The 24,561-nt window shown below is 61.1% G+C and carries 20 protein-coding genes and 1 tRNA gene; 8 read left to right on the forward strand and 13 right to left on the reverse strand.

Annotated features, from left to right (window positions below; genetic code table 11):
• Positions 1-52 precede the first annotated feature (52 nt).
• Positions 53-1,726, forward strand: coding sequence for a formate--tetrahydrofolate ligase (locus FHS83_RS08010; RefSeq protein WP_341801548.1), 1,674 nt, complete (start codon positions 53-55; stop codon positions 1,724-1,726).
• A 2-nt stretch (positions 1,727-1,728) separates the two neighbouring features.
• Here the strand turns inward: FHS83_RS08010 and FHS83_RS08015 are convergent, their stop codons facing one another.
• Entirely contained in the window at positions 1,729-2,934 is a 1,206-nt protein-coding gene (locus FHS83_RS08015; RefSeq protein WP_167082471.1) for an MFS transporter, read from the reverse strand.
• A 300-nt stretch (positions 2,935-3,234) separates the two neighbouring features.
• Here FHS83_RS08015 and FHS83_RS08020 point away from each other — a divergent pair.
• From FHS83_RS08020 to FHS83_RS08030, 3 genes are all read left to right on the forward strand, one after another.
• Positions 3,235-3,310: transfer RNA gene (locus FHS83_RS08020), tRNA-Thr, on the forward strand.
• A gap of 18 nt (positions 3,311-3,328) precedes the next feature.
• Positions 3,329-4,990 carry an electron transfer flavoprotein-ubiquinone oxidoreductase gene (locus tag FHS83_RS08025; RefSeq protein ID WP_208414298.1) on the forward strand — a complete coding sequence of 554 codons (1,662 nt, stop codon included), beginning with the start codon at positions 3,329-3,331 and terminating at the stop codon, positions 4,988-4,990.
• 320 nt (positions 4,991-5,310) lie between these two features.
• On the forward strand, positions 5,311-5,916 hold the full coding sequence (locus FHS83_RS08030; protein WP_167082472.1) for a WHG domain-containing protein: 606 nt from the start codon (positions 5,311-5,313) through the stop codon (positions 5,914-5,916).
• Here FHS83_RS08030 and FHS83_RS08035 read toward each other — a convergent pair.
• Positions 5,913-7,229, reverse strand: coding sequence for a glycoside hydrolase 5 family protein (locus FHS83_RS08035; protein ID WP_167082473.1), 1,317 nt, complete (start codon positions 7,227-7,229; stop codon positions 5,913-5,915). The two genes, FHS83_RS08030 and FHS83_RS08035, sit on opposite strands and share 4 nt — an antisense overlap.
• 194 nt (positions 7,230-7,423) lie before the next feature.
• Here FHS83_RS08035 and FHS83_RS08040 point away from each other — a divergent pair, with 194 nt between their 5' ends.
• Both FHS83_RS08040 and FHS83_RS08045 read left to right on the forward strand, forming a co-directional pair.
• On the forward strand, positions 7,424-7,675 hold the full coding sequence (locus tag FHS83_RS08040; protein ID WP_167082474.1) for a helix-turn-helix domain-containing protein: 252 nt from the start codon (positions 7,424-7,426) through the stop codon (positions 7,673-7,675).
• A gap of 67 nt (positions 7,676-7,742) precedes the next feature.
• On the forward strand, positions 7,743-8,900 hold the full coding sequence (locus FHS83_RS08045; RefSeq protein ID WP_167082475.1) for a class I SAM-dependent rRNA methyltransferase: 1,158 nt from the start codon (positions 7,743-7,745) through the stop codon (positions 8,898-8,900).
• Positions 8,901-8,961: 61 nt separating this feature from the next.
• Here FHS83_RS08045 and FHS83_RS08050 read toward each other — a convergent pair whose 3' ends face one another.
• Both FHS83_RS08050 and FHS83_RS08055 read right to left on the reverse strand, forming a co-directional pair.
• A complete protein-coding gene (locus tag FHS83_RS08050) occupies positions 8,962-10,929 on the reverse strand; it encodes a KUP/HAK/KT family potassium transporter (protein WP_208414300.1) in 1,968 nt (655 codons plus the stop codon).
• Between the two features lie 102 nt (positions 10,930-11,031).
• Positions 11,032-11,667 (reverse strand): CHAP domain-containing protein, encoded by a 636-nt coding sequence (locus FHS83_RS08055; RefSeq protein WP_167082476.1) that lies wholly within the window; start codon positions 11,665-11,667, stop codon positions 11,032-11,034.
• A gap of 272 nt (positions 11,668-11,939) precedes the next feature.
• Here FHS83_RS08055 and FHS83_RS08060 point away from each other — a divergent pair, with 272 nt between their 5' ends.
• Positions 11,940-13,016, forward strand: coding sequence for a collagen-binding domain-containing protein (locus FHS83_RS08060; RefSeq protein WP_167082477.1), 1,077 nt, complete (start codon positions 11,940-11,942; stop codon positions 13,014-13,016).
• Here FHS83_RS08060 and FHS83_RS08065 read toward each other — a convergent pair whose 3' ends face one another.
• From FHS83_RS08065 to FHS83_RS08085, 5 genes are all read right to left on the reverse strand, one after another.
• Complete coding sequence (locus FHS83_RS08065) at positions 13,017-14,474, reverse strand: glycosyltransferase family 2 protein (protein ID WP_167082478.1); 1,458 nt, start codon at positions 14,472-14,474, stop codon at positions 13,017-13,019.
• 258 nt (positions 14,475-14,732) lie between these two features.
• A complete protein-coding gene (locus FHS83_RS08070) occupies positions 14,733-15,872 on the reverse strand; it encodes an ABC transporter permease (protein ID WP_167082479.1) in 1,140 nt (379 codons plus the stop codon).
• Positions 15,869-16,846, reverse strand: coding sequence for an ABC transporter ATP-binding protein (locus FHS83_RS08075; RefSeq protein ID WP_167082480.1), 978 nt, complete (start codon positions 16,844-16,846; stop codon positions 15,869-15,871). Before FHS83_RS08075 ends, FHS83_RS08070 begins: the two co-directional genes overlap by 4 nt.
• Positions 16,843-17,676, reverse strand: coding sequence for an HlyD family secretion protein (locus FHS83_RS08080; protein WP_167082481.1), 834 nt, complete (start codon positions 17,674-17,676; stop codon positions 16,843-16,845). Before FHS83_RS08080 ends, FHS83_RS08075 begins: the two co-directional genes overlap by 4 nt.
• Positions 17,673-18,356 carry a TetR/AcrR family transcriptional regulator gene (locus FHS83_RS08085; protein ID WP_167082482.1) on the reverse strand — a complete coding sequence of 228 codons (684 nt, stop codon included), beginning with the start codon at positions 18,354-18,356 and terminating at the stop codon, positions 17,673-17,675. The genes FHS83_RS08080 and FHS83_RS08085 overlap by 4 nt, the downstream gene beginning before the upstream one ends.
• A 151-nt stretch (positions 18,357-18,507) precedes the next feature.
• Here FHS83_RS08085 and FHS83_RS08090 point away from each other — a divergent pair, with 151 nt between their 5' ends.
• Positions 18,508-19,029: a CC0125/CC1285 family lipoprotein gene (locus FHS83_RS08090; protein WP_167082483.1), complete on the forward strand. Its 522-nt coding sequence runs from the start codon at positions 18,508-18,510 to the stop codon at positions 19,027-19,029.
• On the opposite strand, the gene FHS83_RS08095 is transcribed toward FHS83_RS08090, so the two are convergent.
• From FHS83_RS08095 to recA, 4 genes are all read right to left on the reverse strand, one after another.
• Positions 19,026-19,256: a sulfurtransferase TusA family protein gene (locus FHS83_RS08095; protein WP_167082484.1), complete on the reverse strand. Its 231-nt coding sequence runs from the start codon at positions 19,254-19,256 to the stop codon at positions 19,026-19,028. The two genes, FHS83_RS08090 and FHS83_RS08095, sit on opposite strands and share 4 nt — an antisense overlap.
• Positions 19,249-20,493, reverse strand: a complete 1,245-nt coding sequence (locus FHS83_RS08100; protein ID WP_167082485.1) for a cyclic nucleotide-gated ion channel — start codon at positions 20,491-20,493, stop codon at positions 19,249-19,251. The genes FHS83_RS08095 and FHS83_RS08100 overlap by 8 nt, the downstream gene beginning before the upstream one ends.
• A 5-nt stretch (positions 20,494-20,498) precedes the next feature.
• The gene (alaS, locus tag FHS83_RS08105; protein ID WP_167082486.1) at positions 20,499-23,150 is read right to left on the reverse strand and encodes an alanine--tRNA ligase; all 2,652 of its coding nucleotides are present in this window, start codon (positions 23,148-23,150) and stop codon (positions 20,499-20,501) included.
• 182 nt (positions 23,151-23,332) lie between these two features.
• Positions 23,333-24,409 (reverse strand): recombinase RecA, encoded by a 1,077-nt coding sequence (gene recA, locus FHS83_RS08110; RefSeq protein WP_167082487.1) that lies wholly within the window; start codon positions 24,407-24,409, stop codon positions 23,333-23,335.
• Positions 24,410-24,561 lie beyond the last annotated feature (152 nt).

Consider the following 24,561-nt stretch of genomic DNA (forward strand, 5'->3'; position numbering starts at 1 on the left):
CCTCAGCGCGGTGCAACGCCTTGGATCAAGCCTAGTCACGGAATTATACAGCGTGAGCATTCCGAGCAATATTGAGATCGCCCGCACGGCGAAAATGAAACGGATTACCGCTGTCGCCGAAACCCTCGGCATTTCCGAAGAGGCGGTGATTCCCTATGGGCACACAAAAGCCAAGCTCGACCTCGAAAAGCTCGATCTTAAGGCTCGCCCGGACGGCAAATTGATCCTGGTCACCGCCATCACGCCGACCCCGGCGGGCGAGGGCAAGACCACCACCACCATCGGCCTTAACGATGCCCTGAACCGCATCGGCAAACGTTCCCTGGCCACCTTGCGCGAGCCTTCGCTCGGCCCCTGCTTTGGCATCAAGGGTGGGGCGGCTGGTGGCGGTCATGCCCAGGTGGTGCCGATGGAGGATATCAATCTTCATTTCACCGGCGATTTTCACGCCATTACCTCGGCCAACAATCTTCTCGCCGCGCTGATCGATAATCACATCAACTGGGGTAATGCCCTGGGCCTCGACACCCGCCGCATCACCTGGCGCCGCTGTCTCGATATGAACGACCGGGCGCTGCGCAGCATCGTCTCTTCGCTTGGCGGGCCCGCCAATGGCTATCCGCGCGAAGATGGTTTCGACATCACCGTCGCTTCGGAAGTGATGGCGATCCTCTGCCTTGCCTCCGATCTGAAAGATCTGGAACGCCGCTTAGCGCAGATCGTGATCGGCAAAAATCGCGAGGGTCGCTTTGTTACGGCAGGCGATTTGAATGCGGCGGGCGCCATGGCGGTGCTCCTCAAAGACGCGATGCTGCCCAATCTGGTGCAGAGTCTCGAAAACAATCCGGTCCTCATCCATGGCGGGCCGTTTGCCAATATCGCCCATGGCTGCAACTCACTGATCGCCACGCGCACCGCGCTGAAGCTCGCCGATTACGTCGTCACCGAAGCCGGTTTCGGCGCCGATCTTGGGGCGGAGAAATTCTTCAACATCAAATGCCGCAAGGCCGGACTGAAACCCGATGTCGCGGTGCTGGTGGCAACCGTCCGTGCCCTGAAATTTCATGGCGGGATGGAGCGCGCTGATCTTTCCAAGGTTAATATCGAGGCGCTGAGCAAGGGCGCCGCCAATCTGCAGCGCCATATCGGAAACTTGCGCAAATTCGGCGTGCCGGTGGTGGTGGCGATCAACCATTTCGCGGGCGATAGCGATGGCGAGATCGCAAAGCTGATCGAGATCGCTGAAAGCTTCGGCTGCGTGGCGCATGTCTGCAAAGGCTGGGCGGAAGGCGGCAAAGGGGCTGTCAGTCTTGCTGAGGCCGTGGTTGCCGAATGCGATAAGGCTGCGGCCGATTTCAAGCCGCTTTATCCCGACCACCTGCCCCTGATCGAAAAGGTGCGTGTCGTGGCGCGCGAGATTTACGGCGCCGCCGATATCGCGGCCGATGTCTCGGTGCGGCAGGCATTCTCCGATCTGGAACTGGCCGGCTTCGGGCGTCTGCCGGTATGCATGGCCAAGACGCAGTATTCCTTCTCCACCGATGCCAAGCTCAGGGGCGCGCCGGAAGGCCATGTGGTGAAGCTGCGCGAAGTGCGCCTTTCGGCGGGCGCTGAATTCGTGGTGGTGATCGCGGGCGATATCATGACCATGCCCGGCCTGCCGCGCGTACCCGCCGCCAATGGCATCGGCCTCAACAAAGATGGCCAGATCGAAGGGCTGTTCTAGACCTAGATATGGTCGACGGTTTCTTCGGCCTCGCCATGGATGATGCGCCCGCCATTCCAGGTCCGTGAGAGCAGCACGGCGAAGCCCATGGCGATCACCCCGCACGCCGCGGAGGTGAGATAGGTCTTACCGTCCCAGGCGGCGTAAAGCGCGCCGCCCGCCAGGGTCATGATCCCCATCATCACGCCTTGTGCGCCGACGAAATAAAGGCTCTGACCGGTGGCGGCGAGGCGCTGCGGTACCGCTTTCAGGACAAAGAACACCGCCCCCAGATGGGCCAGCGCGAAAGTTCCCCCATGCAGGAATTGCGCGAAGATCACCACCGGCAAAGGCGGGTCGAAAGCCAAAATGGTCCAGCGGATGGCGCAGATCATGCCACCCAGAAAGATCAGCTTGGGCGGAGAAAGTCGTGCCTGCACTTTGGGGGCGATGGAGAAGAGGGCGATCTCGCCCAAGACGCCCAAAGGCCAGATCAGCCCGATCAGCAATTCGGAATAGCCGATACTGCGCCAATGAAGGCCGCCATAACCGTAATAGAAGGCGTGGCTGGCCTGTTCAAAGCTAGCGGCGGCAAGAAAGATGAGAAACACCGGCGCCTGCAAAAGCTCGCGCGTTTCCGCCCAGGTCGCTTTGAAACGCTGTGACAGCTTGGTGCTGTGTTCATTGGACGGCGCTTTGGGCAACAGCAAGGTGGAGAACACGGCGACGGCCGCCGCTACCGCCAGCATGGGCGCAATTACACCCAAACTCAAAAACTTGATGGCGATGCCCCCGCCGACATTCATCACCACAAACAGGGTGGAGGCCCAGATCCGCACGCGCCCGTAATCAAAGCCATAGCGCTCAGCGAGGCGCACCGACACGCTCTCCAGAAGTGGCGTTGCCGCGCCATAAGCGACATAGGCGGCAACGGCGGTGATAAAGATCAGGATGGGCGAATTGACCACGCAGAGGGCGCCAAATCCGGCCAGGGTGATCCAATAGAGCACCAGCATCATGAAGCGGCGGTCGTTGCGCGCATCCGCCATGATGCCGCTCAGAGGTCCGCCAAGGGCCCTCAGGATCAGGGCGGTGGAGAGCAATAGGCCGATCTGGTCGGGCGAAATCCCGCGAAAGGCGAGCGAGGCCGAAAAGAAGGGGGTGAAAACGCCGGAAATCGAGCCGGACGCGGCCTGGCTGAAGCTGAGGCGTGTGGAGAGGTGTTTCACCCTTGTGGGATCCCGGTCTCTTGTGATGACTCTTATGACGTGGGGCACCGGGTTAGACGATAGCCGGGGCCAAGGTAAAGGCCGGGTTTTCCTCAAAATCGAGGCGCCATCTGGGCGAAACACCCCCCTCAGGTCCGCTTCACCCTGTCGCTGGTGGGCAGAAGGCCGGCTCGAGCTCGCGAAAAGCGCCGAAATCCTCACCAAGGGCTGTTGCAGAACCGCCCCTGGTTAGGGTATCTCCGCCGCCCTGGGTCGCCCTTTCGGGGCGCATCCGATAGTGTACCCCTTCAGGGGTCTTGGGCCGCCTTAGCTCAGCCGGTAGAGCACCGCATTCGTAATGCGGGGGTCGCGTGTTCGAGTCACGCAGGCGGCACCAGTTTTTTCGAGACGTGCGATGTCTGCCGCAGCCGACAGCATGGCCTATGACGTCGTGATCGTCGGCGGGGGCCCCGCCGGTCTTTCCGCAGCTATCCGTCTCAAGCAATGCGCTTCCTCCGCGGGGCGCGAGATCAGTGTCTGCCTCCTCGAAAAAGGCTCCGAGATCGGGGCGCATATTCTCTCGGGCGCGATTATCGATCCGGAACCGCTACGCACGCTTCTTCCCGATTGGCCGGAATGCTTCAGCGCGGGCGGTCCGCTTGAGACGGAAGTGGCCGAGGAGCGCCTTCTCTATCTCACCCGCAATGCCGCTCTAGCGCTGCCCCAGATGCTGCTGCCCAAGGCGATGCAAAATCACGGCATGCGCATCGGCAGCCTTGGCAGGCTCTGCCGCGCCCTGGCAGAGAAAGCCGAAGCTCTGGGGGTGGAGATCTATCCAGGTTTCGCGGCGGTGGAGATTCTTTACGGCGCGGCCGGTGAAGTCACAGGCGTCGTCACCGGGGCTTTTGGCATTGCCAAGGACGGCCATCACAAACCCAGCTATACGCCAGGGCTTCAAATCGAGGCCAAATACACGCTTCTGGCCGAAGGCGCGCGCGGCTTTCTCAGCGAAGCGCTGATCGAACGCTATGGCTTGCGCGAGGGGCCGCAAAAATACGGCATCGGCATCAAAGAGCTTTGGGAACTTCCGCCGGAAAAGCATCGAAAAGGGTTGGCACTGCATACGCTCGGCTGGCCGCTCGATAACAAGACCTCCGGCGGCATGTTCGCCTATCACTGGGGCGAGGCCTATTGCGCCCTCGGCCTGGTGGTACATCTCGATTACGAAAACCCATATCTGTCGCCGTTTTCTGAATTCCAGCGTGCCAAGAGCCATCCCGTCATCCGCCATATGCTCGAAGGCGGGCGGCGGGTCGGCTATGGCGCGCGCGCCATCGCCGAAGGTGGCCTGCAATCACTGCCCGAACTTGTTTTTCCCGGCGGTGCCTTGATCGGCTGCGCTGCGGGCTTTCTCAACCTGCCGCGTCTGAAGGGCAGTCACAACGCAATCCGTTCGGGCATGGCGGCGGCAGAGGCGGTGGCGGACGCGCTCGTTGAAGGGCGGCAAGGCGACAGGCTCTCTCACTATGCTTCCGCCGTAGCGCACGGCGCCATCACGGCGGATTTGAAGCCGGTGCGCAATGTAAAGCCGTTATGGTCGCGCTTCGGTACGCTCTTCGGCGTTGCTCTGGCCGGGTTTGATCTTTGGAGCCATCAGCTCTTTGGCGGCAGCCTGTTTGGCACGCTCAGCCACACCAAGGCCGATTGGCAGAGCCTGCGTGACGCCAAAGATGCTGCGCCGCTGCACTATCCCAAGCCTGATGGCGTGATCAGTTTCGACATCGCCTCCAGCCTTTATTGTTCGGGCACAGATCACGAGGCCGATCAGCCGGTCCATTTGAAACTCGCCGATCCGGGGGTGCCGCTCGGGGTGAACCTGCCGCGCTACGGCGAGCCTGCCCAGCGCTATTGCCCGGCCGGGGTCTATGAGATCGTCGATATCGAGGGCGCCGCGCAGTTTCAGATCAATGCCGCCAACTGCCTGCACTGCAAAACCTGCGAGATCAAAGACCCCTCCCAGAACATCCGATTCGCACCGCCGGAGGGGGGCGGGGGGCCGAATTACGCCGATATGTAAGCCGTTCGGGGTGCAATCTGACCCATACTAGTAGTTGTACTTATACCCTGCAGGCGAATTCTGGCGGGACGCTGTAAAATTACGTCGCGTCAATGATCTAGCCGTCCTGCGCGCCCTGTAAATCCTCAGCCTTTCAGCCAAATCCGGGGAAAATTGGGGTTTTTTAATCATGGTAACGGTGCCACAAGGACACTTTTTCGCCATATTGCCGGCCTGTACACCGTTCAGTAAGGTCGGGGCAATTGGCAGTGCCCATAGTTTGTGTCAACTTGTAATTCATACGGGAATCATTTCCTTCCCGTAAAAGGAAAGCAAATCCGGTGCCCCGCACACTCAGCCAAGAAGACATCGCGGAATTTCGGGAGCAGGCTTGCGCTGCCGCCAGCCGGCTCTTTGCCGAGCGAGGGACAGATGGCGTCACCATGCGCGCGCTCGCCGAGGTGATGGGCATCTCCCCGATGAAGCCCTATCACTACTTCCGCGACAAAGAGGAAATCCTCGCAACCTCCGTCATGCGTGCGTTCAACCGCTTTGTGTCTGCGGTGGAGGAGGCGGAAAAAGAGCCGGGGTCAGCCCTGGAACGCGCTTACGCGAAGCGCCGCGCCTATGTCGCCTTCGCACTGGCCGAGCCGGATTCCTATCGCATCATGTTTGAGATGCCCTATCCCGATTTGAACAAATATCCAGAGCTCGCCGAAGCGGTAGAACGCTGCCGCTGGACCATGCGCCGGAGCATGGATGCGCTCATCGCCGAAGGGCTGGTGGAAGGAAATCCCTCCACCTTGGGCTATGTCTTCTGGTGTTCGCTGCATGGCCCGGTGAGTCTCTATCTCGCCGGAAAACTCGATTCCGAAGCGCAACTCGAAACCCTTCTCGATCTTGGCATCAAAGGGCTGCTCGCCGGGCTCGCGCCTGCGCAGGCTTAGATTTTCGCCAAAGCTTTGGCATGCGCCGCGATGATTTTCAGGGTCGAGCCATCGCTGGCGAAGACGGAATTGCGCCCTTGCGGTTCTTGCGGCGGATCGCCGACATAGGTGGTGTCGCCGGGCTTCATCACATAATCGGGATGCAGGGCTTGGCCTTCGCCGCCCCAAGCCCAGAAATTACTCCCGGCAAGCGGGCCGCCTTTCTTGGCGCTCTCTTCCACCGCCTTATAGACCATCGCGAAAAAGCGATCCCGATGCGTGGTGAGCGCCTCGGGCCCATTGCGGTTTTCCTCGCGCGGAAAGCCGAATTCCTCAAGCACCAAAGGCTTTTTGAGCGTTTCGGCGAGCTTGATGTGGGTATTGATATAGGCCCGGCATTTGGCTTCACCGCTCTCATAGCTGGTGTCGAGCTTTAAGGGATCGATCCAGCTCCAATTCTGCGGCCACATATGGAAGGTGACGTAATCAATCGCTTTCGGCGCGTGGGCTTTAAGGACGCATTCGGTGCTTTCCAAGCAGCCCATGACCCCTTCATTGCCGGTGGAGACGAGGTGGTTTGGATCACGCGCCTTGATGAAGGCCGCGGTGCGGGCAAGAAAGGCGTAGAAGGCGGCGAACTTCTCCTTGGAAGGCGTGCCGCCCGGGCGCGGCTCATTGGCGATCTGCCAGGACATGATGGTGGGATCGTCGCGATAGGCTTTGCCCGTCACCGTGTTCACCCGCGCGATGATCGCGGCGATATACTCCTCGTACAGAGCAATCGCCTTGGGGCTGACATAAAAACCAGCGGAGAAATCGGCAAATTCGGGCCAGGGATGGGCTGGATCGTTCAGATTGATGAAATGGCCACCATTGGTCCAGGCCTGATAGGTGACCATGCCGCCTGACCATTCCCAGAAATTATTGAGGAAGAGCACGGCCTTCATGCCGCGCCCCGCCATTTCAGCAAGGGTGAAGTCGAGCCCTTGCAGCAGCTCCTCGTTATAAGGCGGCTTGGGTCCATGAATGGCAGGCTTCAAGGAATTGTCGAGCGGCGACTCCTCGCCCGAGGCCAGAATGCGCAGATTGCTGAGGCCGTTCCTCTTCAGCACATCCAACTCGCGCTTTAATCTTTCGCGATGGCCGAGTTTTCCTTGGCTGCCGAGATACGGGGCGTACCAAAGATTGGTGCCCGCGAAGCGATATGGCTTTCCGCCGTTCAAGAATCCGGTGCCGGAGACGCTGACAAAAGCAGAGGGTGGGATCACTGCCGCACCGCTCGAAGAGGCGCATAAACCCGCCGTTCCTGCCACAAATCCTCGCCGCGTCAGCATCGGCTTCTCCCCACCAGATCTACCCGAACGCCAGTCCTACCACTGCTTGCGTGTTCGCCGTAGAGTATGCACGACAAAGGCGAAGATTTGTCCGGCGCCCCGCCGCCGTGGCCCAGAGTCGCAGTATTCATGGACTGTGCATCGCTTTTCAGCGCTGAATGTGGTTTATGCTGGCGTGGTTGTAAGGGGTTCTGATGATCAGTTCGGGACAACTCAGGGCAGCGCGTGCGCTTCTGGGTCTAGATCAGCGTCAACTTGCCGATATAGCAGGCCTTTCGGTGCCCACCATCCAGCGGATGGAGGCTTCGGACGGGGTCATCCGGGGCAATGTCGATTCGCTGATGAAGCTGATCGGCGCCCTGGAATCGGCCGGCATCGAGTTGATCGGTGAAGGCGTGGCTTCGCCTGCCGGTGGTCGCGGCATCCGGCTGAAAAAGAAGCCCTGACCCGGCTTTTCACGGGTATTCTCATGTTTCTCTGGCGCAGGCATCGCCGCGCCCAAAAGGTTCCATCATGTCCGCTCGTCCCACCATTCGCGTCAAACCCAAGGAAGGAAAGCGCGCCCGCGCTGGTGCCCCTTGGCTGTTCTCCAACGAAATCGAGATGGCCAAGCAGCTTGCTCCCGGCAGCCTCGTTAATGTGATGCTGGATGACGGCAATTCTCTCGGCACCGGCTTCTTCAATCCCAAGAGCCTGATCGCGGTACGCCTCATCGATTCCGCGCTGGATCGCGCCATCGATGAAGCTTTCTTCGTGGAGAAGCTGTCGCGCGCGCTGGCCATTCGCGAGGCGCTGTTTGAAGCGCCCTATTACCGTCTCGTCCATGCCGAGGGCGATGGTCTTCCCGGCCTCAACATCGATCGCTTTGGCACCACCTTCACGGTGCAGATCTCGACGGCGGGCATGGAAGCGCTGAAAGACGTGATCCTCTCGGCGCTGAAGAAGGTTGCCGCGCCGGCCAAGATCATCTTGCGCGCCGATGCGCCGTCGCGTGCCCTGGAAGGGCTTGAGAGCTATGTCGATGGCACGGGCCGCATCACGGTGGAAGAAAACGGCGTCACCTATTTTGCCGATGCGGGCGCGGGCCAGAAGACCGGCTGGTATTACGATCAGCGCGAGAACCGCGCCTTTATGGCGAAACTCGCCAAAGGCAAGACCGTGCTTGATGCCTATTCCTATGTCGGTGGTTTCGCGCTCGCCGCAGCAAATGCGGGCGCCAAGGAAGTAGCAGGTCTGGAAAGCTCAGGCCCGGCGGTAGCGCTGGCTGAGGAAGCGGCCGCGGCCGCGCATCTGCCTGCCAAATTTTTGAAGGTCGATGTTTTCGACGAGCTGGAGCGCCTCGTCTCCGCCAAAGAGACTTTCGATGTTGTGATCGGTGATCCGCCGCCTTTCGTCAAAGCAAAGAAGGATTTGGAGGCCGGCGCCAAAGCCTATCGCAAGCTGGCGCGGCTTTGCGCGCAAACCACGGCGCCCGGCGGCTTTCTTTTCCTCGCCTCCTGCTCACACAATATTGCGATGGATCGCTTGGCCTATGAATGTGCCATGGGTATCGCGCGCGCGGGCCGTCAGGCGCGGCTCATCCATCAGGCAGGTGCGGGCCCGGATCACCCGGTCCACCCCATGCTGCCCGAAAGCGCCTATCTCAAGGCGCTGGTCTACGCGCTGGATTAACCCGCGCGAACGGCTCTTATCTGTTTGTAGGTATGGCCGGGCTTTGACCCGGCCATTTCTTCTAGATCGTCACCTGTGCGCCAAGCTCGACCACGCGGTTCGGCGGCAGGCGATAGAAGCGTGCTGGCGACAGCGCGTTCGAAGCGAGCTGGATATAAAGCCAGGTGCGCCAACGGCCCAAGGTTGGATTCTCGCTCGGCACCAGCAGCTCCCGCCCCACGAAGAAGGTCGTGGTTTCCGGATCGATAGCGAGGCCCCAGCCGCGCGCCTCTTGCAGCGTCTTGGGCACGTCGGGCACTTCGAAGAAGCCGTGATGGATCATCACGGTGTAAAAGCCTTTGCCCAGCTTCTCGACCGTCAGGCGTTTTTGCGGCGCCACGAAAGGCGTGTCATCGACCACGACCTGCGTGATCAGCACGCGTTCATGCAGCACTTTGTTGTGCTTGAGATTGTGTAAGAGCGCGCCCGGCACCACATCGGCGCGCGCGGTCAGGAACACTGCGGTTCCAGCAACCCGCACCGGCGATTTATCGGCGCGTTCCAGGAAGAGCGCCATCGGCATGGATTCATTGCGGATGCGCTCAAGCTGATTGCGCCGCCCCATGCGCCAGGTTCCCATCAAGGTGTAGACGCAGGCCGCGATAAAGAGCGGCAGCCAGCCGCCTTCGGTGATCTTCAGCGCATTGGAGCTGAGGAAGAAAAGATCGATCAGGCCCAAAAGTCCGAACACCGGAATCGCCATCCAGCGGTTCCATTTCCAGGTTCTGACCGCCACCAGGCCCACCAGCATGGTGGAGATGAACATCTCACCGGTCACCGCGATGCCATAAGCGGCGCCCAAGGAGTTCGAGCTCTTGAAGATCAGCACGATCAGAACGACGCCGACGCAAAGCACCGCATTCATGCGCGGCACATAGATCTGGCCGTAATCGGTCGCTGAGGTGTGGCGGATTTCCATGCGCGGCAGCATGCCGAGCTGCACGGCCTGACGGGTGATGGAGAACACGCCCGATATCACCGCTTGGCTGGCGATGGAGGCGGCAATGGTGGCCAGCGCTACCAGCGGGAGCTGGGCCCAATGCGGCGCCACGGCATAAAAGGGATTGGCAAGACTGTGGGGATCGCGCAAGAGCGCCGCGCCCTGGCCGAAATATTCCAGGAACAGCGCGGGCAGCACGAAGAAAAGCCAGGCGGCGCGGATCGGCCCTTTGCCGAAATGGCCCATATCCGCATAAAGGGTTTCGCAGCCCGTTACCGCCAGCACGATGGAGCCCAGGCTCACAAAAGCGGTCCAGGGCTCATCGACAAACAGCAAGAGCCCGTAATGGGGCGAGAGGGCCGCGAGGATCTCTGGCGTCTTGGAGATGGAGACCGCGCCCATCACGCCCATGACCAGGAACCACAGCACCATCACCGGGCCGAACACCTTGCCCACCTGGGCTGTGCCGCGCGATTGCAGCGCGAAAAGGCCAAGCAGGATCACCAGCGACAAGGGAACGACCAGCGCCTCGAAATGGTGGTTGGTGGCCGAAAGCCCTTCCACGGCGGATAACACGGTGATCGCCGGGGTCAGCATGCCGTCGCCGAAGAACAGCGACAGACCCAGAATGGCGCCAATGCCGATAGCGACCTTCAGCCGCCGGTCGAGGCCCTGAATGCGATGCGCCAGAGACGCCAGCGCCAGCTCGCCGCCTTCGCCGTCATTGTCGGCGCGCATGATGAGGGTGACGTATTTGAACGTCACCACGATCAGCAGCGACCAGAAGATCAGCGAGACCACGCCATAGATGGCCTGATCCAACGGGGCGTGCTGCTGGGCGGCAAGCGCAGATTGATGCAGCGCATAAAGCGGGCTGGTGCCGATGTCGCCGAACACCACGCCCAAGGCCGCGAGCGTCAGAAAAGCTTTCCTGCGGAAGGTTTGCGCTTCGGGCGCATGATGGCCACCCAGCGCGGCTGCCCCTTCCAGGGGATCGTCGGGTAAAGCTTTTTCGGGATTAGGCTGATCGGGGGGAAGGGAAGTGCTCACGGCGCCATCGTCAAAGGGTTGAGGGCCAATATTTCGCGCGCGCGGACAATATCCACCCCCACGCCCCCGTCAATCGGAGCTCTCCCTCATGTGTATGGCCTATCAGTTGGGTAAGGCATCATCCAGGACGTCGTCGGCCAAAAGGGCGGCGATGGCATCGCGCTTACGCCCGCCTTCAGCCACCGGGACATCCTCCGGGCTACGGCTTGGAACTGTCGAATCACCCCGGCCTGGTCCGATAAACCCTTGAACGGGATAAAGTTTTGTTCCCCAGGCGCCGGTGCGCTGATTGAACACCCGAACCAGACTCCAATCATTGGCTGGGCTGACATCGCGCACCGGATCGTCGGTATAGATCGCCCCATCATCCAGCCAATTGGCGTGATCGACCCGGATTTCGCGGGGATCGGTGATCTCGCGCACCACCGCCACATGGCCGCGGTTCGGTCCGGCATAGTTATAGAGCACCATCACGGCGCCTTCCGCAGGGGTGTAGCCGCGGACATAGCGTCCTTCGGCCTTATCCCACCAGGTATAGGCATCGCCGGTCAATTTCACCTGGGAGTGATCGCGCGCATAAGGCACACATTGCAGCACGCCGCTTTTCGGCGCCGGACGCGCGCCGCGCTGAGCCGACGGGCCGTAATCGCTATCGTAGCCCGGCCCGCTGGAAACGCAGCCAGATAAGGCAAGGCATAAAAGCCCGGCCAATGTGAGCCGTGGAACAATCCCCACCATCTTAGATCCTCGCACCCCAAGCTCTGCGACGTTGGTGGAACGCTAGCAAAGCCCTTTCAAGGCCACGTTAGGCAATTGTCTCGAATTTGACGGAAATTGCGCGTCACGGAAAGTCCGTATCTGGCGCAGCAGGCAATCCATCGCACTCTGTTCGCCCTGTTTACACTGTCTTCGCATGCTGTCTCCAAAGCCTTGATATGTCTTGTGACCTATCTTGGCACAGAGGTTGCGAAAGCAGGGGTCACATCTGAACATCCAAGTCAGGGGACCCCATGAAACGCCTAGGGCTGCTTCTACTTTCCGTAAGCTTCATTTCCAGCGCATCGGCAAGCGCACTCGATCCCGCCGCGCTGCTCGCGAGCTATAATCTCATCACGGCGGGCAATGCCACCACGAATGGCGATATTGAAGGTGCCATGCTCGTCGGTGGCAATTTCACTGGCGCGGCAGGCACGGCCAATCTCTTCAACAATACCGCGCACCTGCCGTCGGACAAAACGAGCTACATCTACGGCAACAATTCCAGCGGCATCAATGTCGATAATGGCGGGCGGCTTTATATCGGCGGCAACAATAACGGGCCGGTCAACCTCAACGCCAAGGGCAGCATTCAGGTCGCGGGCAATAACGCCGGCAATATCAACGGCTCCGGTGCGCCCGGCTTCATCGCGGTGGGCGGGAGCAATTCAGGCTCCATCAACTTCAATGGCGCCGCCAATCTGATGGGCAATAGCACGGCCATTGTCCCGGTGGCCTCGCTCAGCGACGTGGTCAGCACACTGACGTCCTATTCGGTTACACTCGCGGCAAAGACGGCGAATGGCACCACCAGCAAGGTTGGGAATATCGCCAAGTTCGAATATGCAGGTGCAGGCCCCGCGATCTTCTCGTTGACGGCGAACGATCTCACCACGCTCGCCACCAACGCCAATATGGATTTCCTGGTGCCCGCCGCCGATACGCCGGTAGTGGTCAATGTGGATCTGCAAGGCGCGAGTTGGACGGCGCCTTCGAGCGGCCATTTCGTCAGTGGTTCTCCGCTGCAGAACGTGCTGTTCAATTTCTACAATGGCAGCGGCAGCACGCTCAGCTTCTCGACGCTGTGGGAGGCTTCGATCCTGGCCATGGGCTCCGAGGTGATCAATGGCACGCCTATCGAAGGCAGTGTGGCCGCGGCGTCGTTCACTGGCCATGGCGAGCTGCATAATTATCCGCTGCAGCATCCCCCTGGCGATGGCGGCAATGAGAATCCGCCCCCCGCCATCCCGGAACCGGCGCCGCTCGGCATGATGTTTGGTGCGCTGCTTGTCTTGGCTGGAATGCTCCGGCGCAAAGCGATCCGGGCGTAATCAGTCCCGCGTGATCTGGCGTGTCGCTTGCCGCCGTGGCAGCGATGCGCCGGTCGCACCCGAAAAGCCCATGAGACCAATCGAAATGAGCCCGGACACCGCGAAGGTGAAGAAGGGCAGGCTCCAGACCGATTCGGCAAAGGCAAAGGCCGGCAGAAACACACCAGCGGCGAGTTCGGGGCCGCCGCGCCAGCCGCCTTTGTAGCGCTCGCCCGCGCGCAGGGTGCGCTGGAAATACATTTGGCGGGAGAAGTAGGCGTCAAAGGTCGCCCGCGTATTGGCGAGGATCAGACCGCTCGGGAACACAGCGGAGAGCAGTAGCGCGCGGTGCAAGCCGATCATGCGCTCGCGGCCCAGAAGCTTCTGGCCAAGCCAGACATAGGTGAAAGAGGCGCCGAGACCGAAGAAGGTGACAAATAGGCCGAGCCGCGCCACGGCATCGATATACACCGCGCCGATATACATCAGCGAGAGGCTGATCGCGGCCGAGAAGAAGGCGAGGGTATAGAAAGCGAACTGGCACATCTGCAGCGTCAGCGCCGCTTTCAGCGCCAGCGGCAGTTCGCTCTGCCAAACCATGGGAAGAAGCTTCTTGGCGCATTGGGCATGGCCCTTGGTCCAGCGGCCCTGCTGCGAACGCCAGGCGGCGGCCGATTCCGGCAATTCGCCATAGGCCACCACATCGGCGGCGAAGGCACTGCGCCAGCCCTTGAGGCAGCAGCGGACGGAAAGGTCCAGGTCTTCGGTCAGGGTGTCGCCATGCCAGCCGCCCACGCTGTCGATGGCGGCGCGGCGCCAGATGCCGCCAGAGCCGTTGAACGAGAGCGGCAGACCGGCGCGGAAGCGGGCTTCCTGTTCCACCGCGAAATGGGAATCCAGCAGCAGGCCCTGGGCCCGGGTCAGCCAGTTGGCATCGCGATTGGCATGGCCCCAGCGGGATTGGACAAAGGCAAGGCCGTCATCGCCGATCAGCACCGGCATCATGCGGCGCAGGAAATCGGGCTCCGGCGCGAAATCGGCGTCGAACATGGCGATGAAGGGCTCGTCGGATTGGGCGAGGCCAAAGCTCAGATTACCGGCCTTGAAACCGGTGCGCTCGCCCCGGCGCAGCACGTCGATGCGGGTTCCGGGGGGAATCGCGGCCAGAATGGCGTGCTTAAGCGATTCGTGGGCTTCCTCGTCGCCGTCATCCAGCACCTGGATGTGGAGCTTATCCTGGGGCCAGTCCATTTCGGCGGCGGCAACCGCCACCCGCACGGCCAAGGGGCCTTCATTGCGGACGGGAAGTTGCACCAGAACGGGCGGCAGGGCGGCATCGGGAAGGGTAGGGCGGCGCAAGGAGCGCCCTGGCGTGAACAGACGCAAGGAACCCAGCAGCAAAAGCTGCGCGGAAAGTACGGCCAGAAGCACCAGCACGACGGCTAGCCCGTACTGCAGAATCAGAGACAGGTCTGACATGCGGACGGATCGTCCCCCATTACCGGCATTGCCCGGTTTTTCGCCTTGGCCAAACTGTCTTACGCGGCAGGCATTTGCGCAAGTGGCCGGGCAGCGGTTTAGCCCAAATCGGGCGCCGTTTCACCAGAACAAAGCGGCCCGGCTAGGGCGGAACCTGGGATTTATGAGGTTTGTCTGCGGCAAGGGGCTGCACCAGCGGGCAAAATTCCCACAATTATTAAGATGTCGGCTGCTGGCAAAATGAACGGGCTCCCTGCTTCAATCCAGGGTTTGACGGAACCTTGAGATAGCAATCCCGCCCGCCACCACCAGAAAGGCGAGCATCGGCCAGGTATCGGGCCAAACCTCGCCCCAGCCATTCCCCTTCAAAAGCACCCCGCGCACGATGCGCAGGAAATGGGTGATGGGCAGGACCTCGCCGATGGCTTGCGCCCAACCCGGCATGCCGCGGAACGGGAAGGCGAAACCCGATAACAGGATAGAGGGCATGAAAAAGAAGAAGGTCATCTGCATCGCCTGCATCTGATTGGTGGCGATGGTCGAGATGGTATAGCCGACCGCCAGCAGCGCGGTGATGTAGATGGTTCCCTCCACCGCCAGCACTGTCAGGTCGCCCAGCATCGGCACATGGAAGATGAAGCGCGCCACGCCCAGGATCAGGGCTGCCTGAAACGCGCCCACGAAGATATTCGGCGTGATCTTGCCGATCATGATTTCCAAAGGCCGCGCGGGCATGGCCAGCAGATTCTCATAGGTGCCGCGTTCGCGCTCGCGGGTCAGCGAGATCGAGGTCGCCATCACCATGGTCATGGTCAGGATGATGCCGAGCAGACCCGGCACGACATTGAACTGGGTATTGGCTTCGGGATTATAGAGATTGTGAATCGCCACCGAGAAAGGCGGGGGCGCGCTGGCACGCGCGGCGAGGGGGCCTTTCAGATCATCGCGCATCGCCGTGGTGGCAAGGCCCGTGATCGCCGACACCGCATAGGAACTCGCCGCCGGATCGGTGGCATCGGCTTCCACCAGAATGCTGGGGCCGCTTCCGCGTACGAGGTCGCGCGAGAAATTGGTGGGAATCTCGATCGCGAAAGCGACCTTGTTCTCTGCGAGAAGCTTGCGCGCTTCGGCGCGCGAATAGGTGACATGGCCGATATCGAAATAGCTCGAATTGGCGATGCCCGAGACGATGGAATCCACCAACGACCCGTCATCGGCCACGATCATCGCGGTGGGCAGATGGCGTGGTACCATGTTGATGGCATAGCCGAACAAAAAGAGCTGCATCAGCGGAATGCCAACCAGCATGGCCAGCGTGGTGCGGTCGCGCCGCATCTGGATAAATTCCTTGCCCAGCATGGCAAAGACGCGGTGGATGGTGAAACGGGCGCCACTCATGCTCCCGCCCCCTTGGCTATGGCTTGCTCCTGAAGCTGGATGAAGACGTCTTCCAGGCTGGAGTCGGTCTCCAGGATGGTCAGCTTGGGATCGCCGCGATAGGGCGCCAGCGCGCGTTCCAGAACCTCGCGGTCGTAGCCGGAGACATGCAAAAGCGCGCCGAAGAAGGCGACGGAAGCAACGCCAGGCTGGCCACGCAGTCGATCTGCCAATTGCCGCGCGCCCTCACCGCCAACGGTGAAGGTGATGAGGCCTGATTGGCGGATGATCTCGCGCACCGGTCCGCGCGCCACGATGTCTCCGTACGAGATGAAGACGATCTGATCGCAGCGCTCGGCCTCATCCATGTAATGGGTGGAGACCAGAACGGTGATGCCTTCGCCGGAAAGCCGGTGAATCTCGTTCCAGAAATCGCGCCGCGCCTTGGGGTCCACGCCCGCGGTGGGCTCGTCCAACAGCAAAAGTTTGGGGGAATGCAGGGTGCAGGCGGCGAGCGCCATGCGCTGCTTCCAGCCGCCCGATAATTCGCCCGCAAGCTGTTTCTGGCGGCTCGCGAGGCCTAGCTTTTCGAGGCAGTCATCCACCAGCGCGCGGCGGTTCGAAAGCCCATAGACCCGCGCCACGAATTCGAGATTTTCGCGAATGGAAAGATCTTCCCAGAAGCTGAAGCGCTGGGTCATGTAGCCGGTTTCGCGCTTGATCGCGTCGGCTTCGCGGCGAAAATCATAGCCAAGGCACGTGCCCTGGCCGTCATCGGCATGCAGCAGGCCGCAGAGCATACGAATGGTGGTGGTCTTGCCCGACCCGTTCGGGCCTAAGAAGCCCCAGACTTCTCCTTTCGGCACCGCGATATCGACACCATTCACCGCCACCTTTTTGCCGAAACGCTTGGTGAGGTTCTGAACGTCGATAGCCTTAGCCGTCCCACCACTTGGGTTTGCATGGTGGCTCGTGGTGGAGCGGCGCGCATTCATAGCGGATCGATATCCACCGGCTGGCCGGGATTGAGTTTCAGCCCGCCCGGCGCGCGCGCCTCGATCTTGAACACCAGCTGGCTGCGGCTCTGATTGGAGAAGATCACCGGCGGGGTGAATTCATGGGCGTCGGCGACAAAGCTAATCGTTGCGGTGAGGCCATCGCCACAGCCATCGCAATGAATGCGCACTTTCCGCCCCAGCTTCACCTGGGCGAAATCGGCTTCCGGCACGAAGAAGCGGACATAGATGTTCTCAGGCGGCAATATCGCGACAACAGGCGTCTGCGCTGGCACATATTCGCCTTTGCGGAAATAGATCTGCTGCACACGGCCAGAGGTGCGCGCGATGATCTGGCGTTCGGAAAGCTGATAGGCGGCGTTGGTAAGACTCGCTTTGGCTTGCGCCTCACTGGCGCGCAGGGCTTCGATCTCAGCCGCCGCAGCCTCATAGGCGGACTTGGCCTGATCATAGGCTTGGCGTGAGGTCGCGGCTTTTGCCATCAGGCCTTTCTGGCGTTCGAACTGGCGCTTGGCGAGATCAAGATTGGCTTCGGCTTGCGCGATTTGGCCTTTTGTCTGGGCGATCTGTGCCGTGGCGGAATCGCGTCCCGCCGTCTGGCTGGTATCGTCCAGCACGAAAAGCGGATCGCCGATTTTCACCGCCGCGCCTCGCTCGATTTTCATCTCGCTGACCCAGCCCGGCGCCGGTGCAGCGATATTGGCGACATCTCCTTCGGCATAGCCCAGCCAGCGCCCTTCATGCGGCTTCTCGCAGCCCGCTAAAAAGATCGCCACAGCCAGTCCGATGAGGAGGTCGCGCAATTTCATGCCGCACCCCCTGCGCGCAGGCCGCGATAGAGCACGTCGCGATGCACCGCCAAAAAGGCATCGTAATCGAAAGGCTTATCATCGGTCTGGGCAAAGGTGGTGCGCCAGATCAGGCTCATCAGCATCGGCGCCGCGCAGAGTTTGCAAATATAGTCCACCGGCAGGTCGCGAATCTCACCGCGCGCGATGCCTTTCTCGATGATGCCGCGCAAAAAACTCATCGAACGGTCGATCACCTCTTTGCGCCAGAAGATGGCGAGCTCCGGGAAGTTGCCGGATTCGGCGATGATGATCTTGGGCAGGGCGGCGGCTTCGCTGTTCACGACATTGCAGGCGAAGCCATGGAAAAACAGCATCAGGAAATCGAAGGTACTGCCTTCGAAATCGCGCGCCGCCGTCGTGGCGAGGTTGAGCTTATCGCCGACATGCTGGCGGGCGAGCTGCTTGAAGACCTCTTCCTTGCTTTGGAAGTAGAGATAGATCGTGCCCTTGGTCACACCGGCCCTGGCGGCGATGTCTTCCATGCGGGCAGCCGAAAATCCTTTTTCAGCGAAGACGGTGAGGGCGGCATCCAGGATCTCGCCTGGGCGGGCCTGCTTACGTCGCTGCCAGGTGCGGCTGTGGCGATCCGCTTCGGGTTTGGTGTCTACGGCGGTGTCTGGGGAGGGAATGTTGTCCATGGCGGGCACCATAAATAACTGACTAGTTAGTAAGCAAGTACAAAATGACTGGTTAGTTAGGAAAAATGACGCAAGCTGAGGAACTTTTGCGACGCCATAGGGTTACTCTTTGCCGCGTAGTCCCCAGAATGCGATCAAGGGAGAGATGAGGATGTCAGCTTTTGCCCGCGTGAGTGTTGCAGTGGGGGCATGCCTGATCCTCGCGGCCTGTCAGACCCCGGCCACTTATCATCCCCGCGACCCCCAAAGCGGCACCGGCTACACTGATGAGCAGCTCGCCGCGAATCGCTATCGGGTGACCTTCACCGGCAATTCCTCGACCCGTCGCGAGGTGGTGGAGAATTATCTTCTTCTGCGCGCTGCCGAGGTGACCCTGAAGGCGGGCTATCACTGGTTTATCTTCGACACCCGCGATACCCAGGCCCAGACCACCTATAGAAGCGATTTCGTGGGCTGGCCGGGCTGGCGCGGCTATGGCCGCTATTGGCATAGCTGGTCCGGTTGGGGCGTCGGTGCCGGGACCGATATCACCACACGTCCGATCACATCCTATGAGGCCTTCGCGGAGATCGTGCTCTTGAACCAGCCCGAAGCCATGCGCGAGCCGCGCGCCATCAAGGCGGAAGACGTGCTGGAACACATCGGACCGATGGCCCGTACCCCGCAGCCCTAACGGCGCTGCAGATGGGCGCGATAAATCCCGCCCTCGTGGGCTTCGCTCAACACGGTGAAGCCCTCTTGCCGCGCCATATGCGGCAGGTCCAGGTGTGAGAGCGGGTCATCGCAGATCACCAAAAGCACCGTGCCTGGCGCGGCGTTGATAAGAACCCGGCGTGCCATCAAGGCGGGCAAAGGGCATTTCAGCCCGCGAAGATCGAGGTGCTCGGCGCCATCAAACATCTTCTTGGATCTCGAAGCGCCGCTCGGTGGCGGCGGAGATCTCGGCGGCTGGAATATCGCCCTCGCGCTCGTAGCGGACAAGATGGGCCTCGGCGGCGCGTTCGATATGGCCGCGCAAAGGCGGATGCTTGCGTGTCAGCATGGTGAAATCCTCTGCCGAAAGCGCCAAGAGACGGCAATTGGTCAGCGCCACGATGGTCGCGCGCCTATGGGTCTGATGCAGTAGTGCCAGCTCGCCGAAGAAATCGCCGGGGCCGAAACGGACCGGGCGGCGCGCCACCTCGGCTTCCACCTCGCCGGAGATGATGAAATACATCGCATGCGCGGGGGCGCCCTTCACGGCGATGATGGTGCCTTTGGCGACCGATTGGCTGCGCAAGACGCTCATCACCTCGCTGAGGAGCTTGGCGTCGAAATCCTTGAACAGCGGCACGCGCGCCAGCATGCCGAAGGTGACGACGAATTCGCGCTGATGGATGGAGGTCATAAAGCCGTTGGCGACAATACCGACCGGCAAGGCCAGAACGCCAAGCCCCATCACCATGGTAAAGCCTGCCACGACGCGCCCCCAGAAGGTGATCGGAACTTCATCGCCATAACCGACCGTAGTCAGCGTGGTGATCGCCCACCACATTGCCGAGGGGATGGTACCGAATTTATCCGGCTGCACCGAGCCTTCCACCGCATGCATCACCGCGGCGGCAAACACGGTGGCACAGATGAGCAGCAGAAAGGTGCCGTAAAGGGCGCGGCGCTCCGCCGCCAGAACCCGGCCCAAAGTCGACAGCGCCGGCGAATAGCGCGCGATCTTGAGAAGCCGGAAGAGGCGCACCATGCGCAGGAAGCGCAAATCGAGATAAGGAAAGAAGACCGTGAAATAGACCGGCGCCACCGCGAAGAAGTCGATCACCATGGTCGGGGTCAGGGCGGCGCGTAGCCGTCCTTTCCAGCGCCCATGGCTGCGGATGAGCGGGTTTTCGATCGCCACCCACAGCCGCGCGATATATTCGAGGGTGAAAACGGCGACCGAGAAAACCTCGAAGGCCTCCAGATCGAACCAATAAGGCTCGCGGATGGAAGGCACGCTTTGCAGCGTGAAGGCGACCACATTGGCAATGATGAGGACGACGATGAAAATCTCGATCGCCTCGCCCAGCTTGCCATGAGCCGGGCCGCCTTCCAGCACAAGATAAGCGCGATGGCGGAGCTTTGCGTAGCTGGACCGCGCCCCGCCCATCGCCTCTACAGCGTCTTCAGCTTGGCTTCGATGGCGGCCAGCGCCACATCGGCCTTATCGCCATCGGGACCGCCAGCCTGGGCCATGTCGGGACGGCCACCGCCGCCCTTGCCACCCAAGGCTTCCGAGCCCACGCGGACAAGATCCACCGCGCTGACGGTCTTGGTCAGATCATCGGTCACGCCCACCACCAGCGAGGCTTTGCCATCGGCCACCGCCACAAAGGCGACAATGCCGGAGCCGAGCTTGGTCTTGGCATCGTCCGCCAGACCCTTCAGGTCCTTGGGCGAAACCCCTTCGACGACACGGAGCACGGCTTTGAAGGCGCCGATCTCTTTCACATCGCTTTCCGCCCCGCCCTTGGCAGGACCGGCGAGCGCCAAAGCCTTTTTGGCTTCGGAGAGTTCGCGCTCCAGACGGCGGCGGTCATCGGCCAGCTGCGCGACACGCGCAGGCAGTTCCGCCGGGCTCGTCTTCAACGCCGCCGCAGCCTCCTTGGCGAGTTCGGCCTGATGGGCGAGGTAGTGGCGGGCGCCTTCCGAAGTCAGCGCCTCGATACGGCGCACGCCCGAAGCAACCGCGCTTTCGGAGAGGATAGTGAGAAGCCCGATATCGCCGAGGCGGAAGACATGGGTGCCGCCGCAAAGCTCGACCGAATAGGGTTTGCCGTCGATTTCAAGATCGCGGCCCATGGTGAGCACGCGCACTTCATCACCATACTTCTCGCCAAACAGCGCTTCTGCGCCCGCTTCGATCGCCTTGTCGGTCGGCATCAGGCGGGTGGTGACATCGCTGTTCTGACGGATCACCGCGTTGATCAGCTCTTCGACCTTTTGCAGCTCGTCGAGAGTCATCGGTTTCGGGTGGCTGAAGTCGAAGCGCAAGCGATCCGGCGATACCATCGAACCCTTCTGCGCCACATGCGGACCCAGAACGCGCTTCAGCGCGGCATGGAGAAGATGGGTGGCGGAGTGGTTGGCGCGGGTAGCCCGGCGGCGTTCGGAATCGACCTTGAGGTCGAGCGCATCGCCGACAGAAATCTCGCCTTTTTCGATTTCGACCACATGCACGATCAGGGCGCCGAGCTTTTTCTCGGTCTCGGTGACCTTGCCTTCGGCCTTGGCATTCTTGACCAAGCCATGATCGCCCACCTGACCACCGGATTCGCCATAGAAAGGCGTCTGGTTGGTGACGATGCGGACGGTTTCGCCCGCTTTGGCCGATTGCACGCGCGCGCCGTCTTTCAGGATGGCGATGACGGTGCCTTCTGCCTCTTCGGTGTCGTAGCCCAGGAACTCGGTCTTGCCGAGTTCGTCCACGATGGAGAACCATTGGGTATCGGTGGCAGCTTCGCCCGAACCTGCCCAAGCTTTGCGGGCTTCAGCGCGCTGGCGGGCCATGGCATCGGTGAAGCCGGCCAGATCCACGCCCACGCCACGCGATTTCAGCGCGTCCTGGGTGAGGTCGAGCGGGAAGCCATAGGTGTCGTAAAGCTTGAAGGCGGTCTCGCCATCCAGCGTATCGCCCTTGCCGAGCGTGGTGCTGGCTTCGTCCAAGAGCTTGAGGCCGCGGGCCAGGGTCTCGCGGAAGCGGGCTTCTTCCAGCTTCAAGGTCTCGGTGATCAGCGCCTGGGCGCGCGGCAGTTCGGGATAGGCCTCGCCCATCTCGGCGACAAGGGCGGGCACCAGGCGGTGCATCAACGGGTCCTTGGAGCCGATCAGATGCGCATGGCGCATGGCGCGGCGCATGATACGGCGCAGGACATAGCCGCGCCCTTCATTGGAGGGCAGCACGCCTTCGGCGATCAGGAAGGAGGAGGCGCGCAAATGGTCGGCGATGACGCGGTGGCTGGGAAGGATATCGCCTTCCGCCTTGGCGCCCGAAAACTCGACCGAGGCCGCGATCAAATGGCGGAAAAGGTCGGTTTCGTAATTGTTGGTCTTGCCCTGCAGGATGGCGGCAAGACGCTCCAGCCCCATGCCGGTATCGATGGAGGGCTTGGGCAGCTCGATGCGGGTATTCTCATCCACCTGCTCGAACTGCATGAAAACGAGGTTCCAGAATTCCAGGAAGCGGTCGCCATCTTCCTCGGCCGAGCCGGGAGGGCCGCCCCAGACATTAGGGCCCTGATCGATGAAGATTTCCGAGCAGAAACCGCAAGGCCCCACCGGGCCCATAGCCCAGAGGTTGCTCTCATGGCCGATGATGCGGTCGTCCGAGAGACCGGCGATCTTCTTCCAGAGCCCGCGCGCAACGTCGTCTTCGGGATAGACGGTGATCAGAAGCTTGTCCTTGGGCAGGCCGATCTTCTTGGTGATCAGATCCCAGGCATAGGTGATGGCTTCTTCCTTGAAGTAATCGCCGAAAGAAAAATTGCCCAGCATCTCGAAGAAGGTGTGGTGGCGGGCGGTATAGCCGACGTTATCCAGATCGTTGTGCTTGCCCCCGGCGCGGACGCATTTCTGCACCGTCGTCGCCTTCGAATAGGGCCGCTTCTCCGCGCCCGTGAAGACGTTCTTGAACTGCACCATGCCCGCATTGGTGAAGAGCAGGGTGGGGTCGTTTCGCGGCACCAGCGGCGAGGACGGAACGACGGCGTGTTGGCGGTCCCGGAAGAATTCGAGGAAGCCGGAGCGGAGATCTGCAAGACTAGTCATAGGGACCCTTTTAGCGGGGGCTTAAATCCTTGTCATCAGAGGCTTTGGGGGTGCGGAGTCGCGCGCGGGGCAAAGGGCAAGGCCCCCAAACGGGAAGGGGCGCAGCGGTTGCCCGCTACGCCCCCCGGAGTCGCTCCCTCATGCCAACAAGGGAACAGACCTGAAAACTGTTCGCGAAGGTCTTACCCCTCCGCGGCTTCCGAATCTTCACCGCCCAGCGCCAGCGCTTGGCCGATCAGACCGGCATTCTGCCGGATGGCGGCTTCGATCGTGTCGGCGACCTCCTTGTTGTTCGCAAGGTAGGTCTTAGCGGCTTCGCGCCCCTGACCGATTCGGGTGCCATCATAGGAGAACCAAGAGCCCGACTTTTCCACGATCCCGGCTTTGACGCCGAGGTCGAGAAGTTCACCGGTCTTGGAGATTCCGAGGCCGTACATAATGTCGAATTCGACCTGTTTAAAGGGCGGAGCGACCTTGTTTTTCACCACCTTGACGCGGGTCTGGTTGCCCACCACCTCGTCACGGTCCTTGATGGCGCCGATGCGGCGGATGTCCAGGCGCACGGAAGAGTAGAATTTCAGCGCATTGCCGCCGGTCGTGGTTTCGGGGTTGCCGAACATCACGCCGATCTTCATGCGAATCTGGTTGATGAAGATGACCAGACAGTTCGACTTGGAGATCGAGCCGGTCAGCTTGCGCAGGGCCTGGCTCATCAGGCGGGCCTGGAGGCCGGGGAGCTGGTCGCCCATCTCGCCTTCAAGCTCGGCCTTGGGGGTCAAAGCGGCGACCGAATCGATCACCACGATGTCGACACTGCCCGACCGCACCAGCGTATCGGCGATTTCGAGGCCCTGTTCGCCAGTATCCGGCTGGGAAATCAGGAGCTCGTTGATGTCCACGCCCAGCTTGGTGGCATAGCCCGGGTCCATGGCGTGTTCGGCGTCCACATAGGCGGCAATGCCGCCCTTTTTCTGGACTTCGGCCACCGCATGCAGGGCCAGCGTGGTCTTGCCCGAGGATTCCGGGCCGTAGATTTCGACAATGCGCCCACGCGGCAAGCCGCCGATGCCAAGCGCGATATCGAGGCCCAAAGAGCCGGTCGAAACCGTGTCCGCCGCGGTCACAGGTTCGCGCTGGCCAAGCTTCATCACGCTGCCTTTGCCAAAGGCGCGATCAATTTGTGACAGCGCCGCTTCCAGCGCTTTCTTCTTATCGTTGTTGTCTTCTTTGCCCACGACGCGCAACGGTGCCTGACTCATCGCTTCAGCTCCCTTAGACCACGGCTGGCTCTCTATTCCCAATGAATTTCCGAAGAGCCGCTATGCATGCCAAAGTACACGCTTTGTTCTCTTTGGCAAGCCGCTAGATAAAGACCTGATTTAGCGGAATAATACCTTATCATGTTCTCTCA

It is taken from the genome of Rhizomicrobium palustre (genome assembly GCF_011761565.1).
Classification (GTDB): domain Bacteria; phylum Pseudomonadota; class Alphaproteobacteria; order Micropepsales; family Micropepsaceae; genus Rhizomicrobium; species Rhizomicrobium palustre.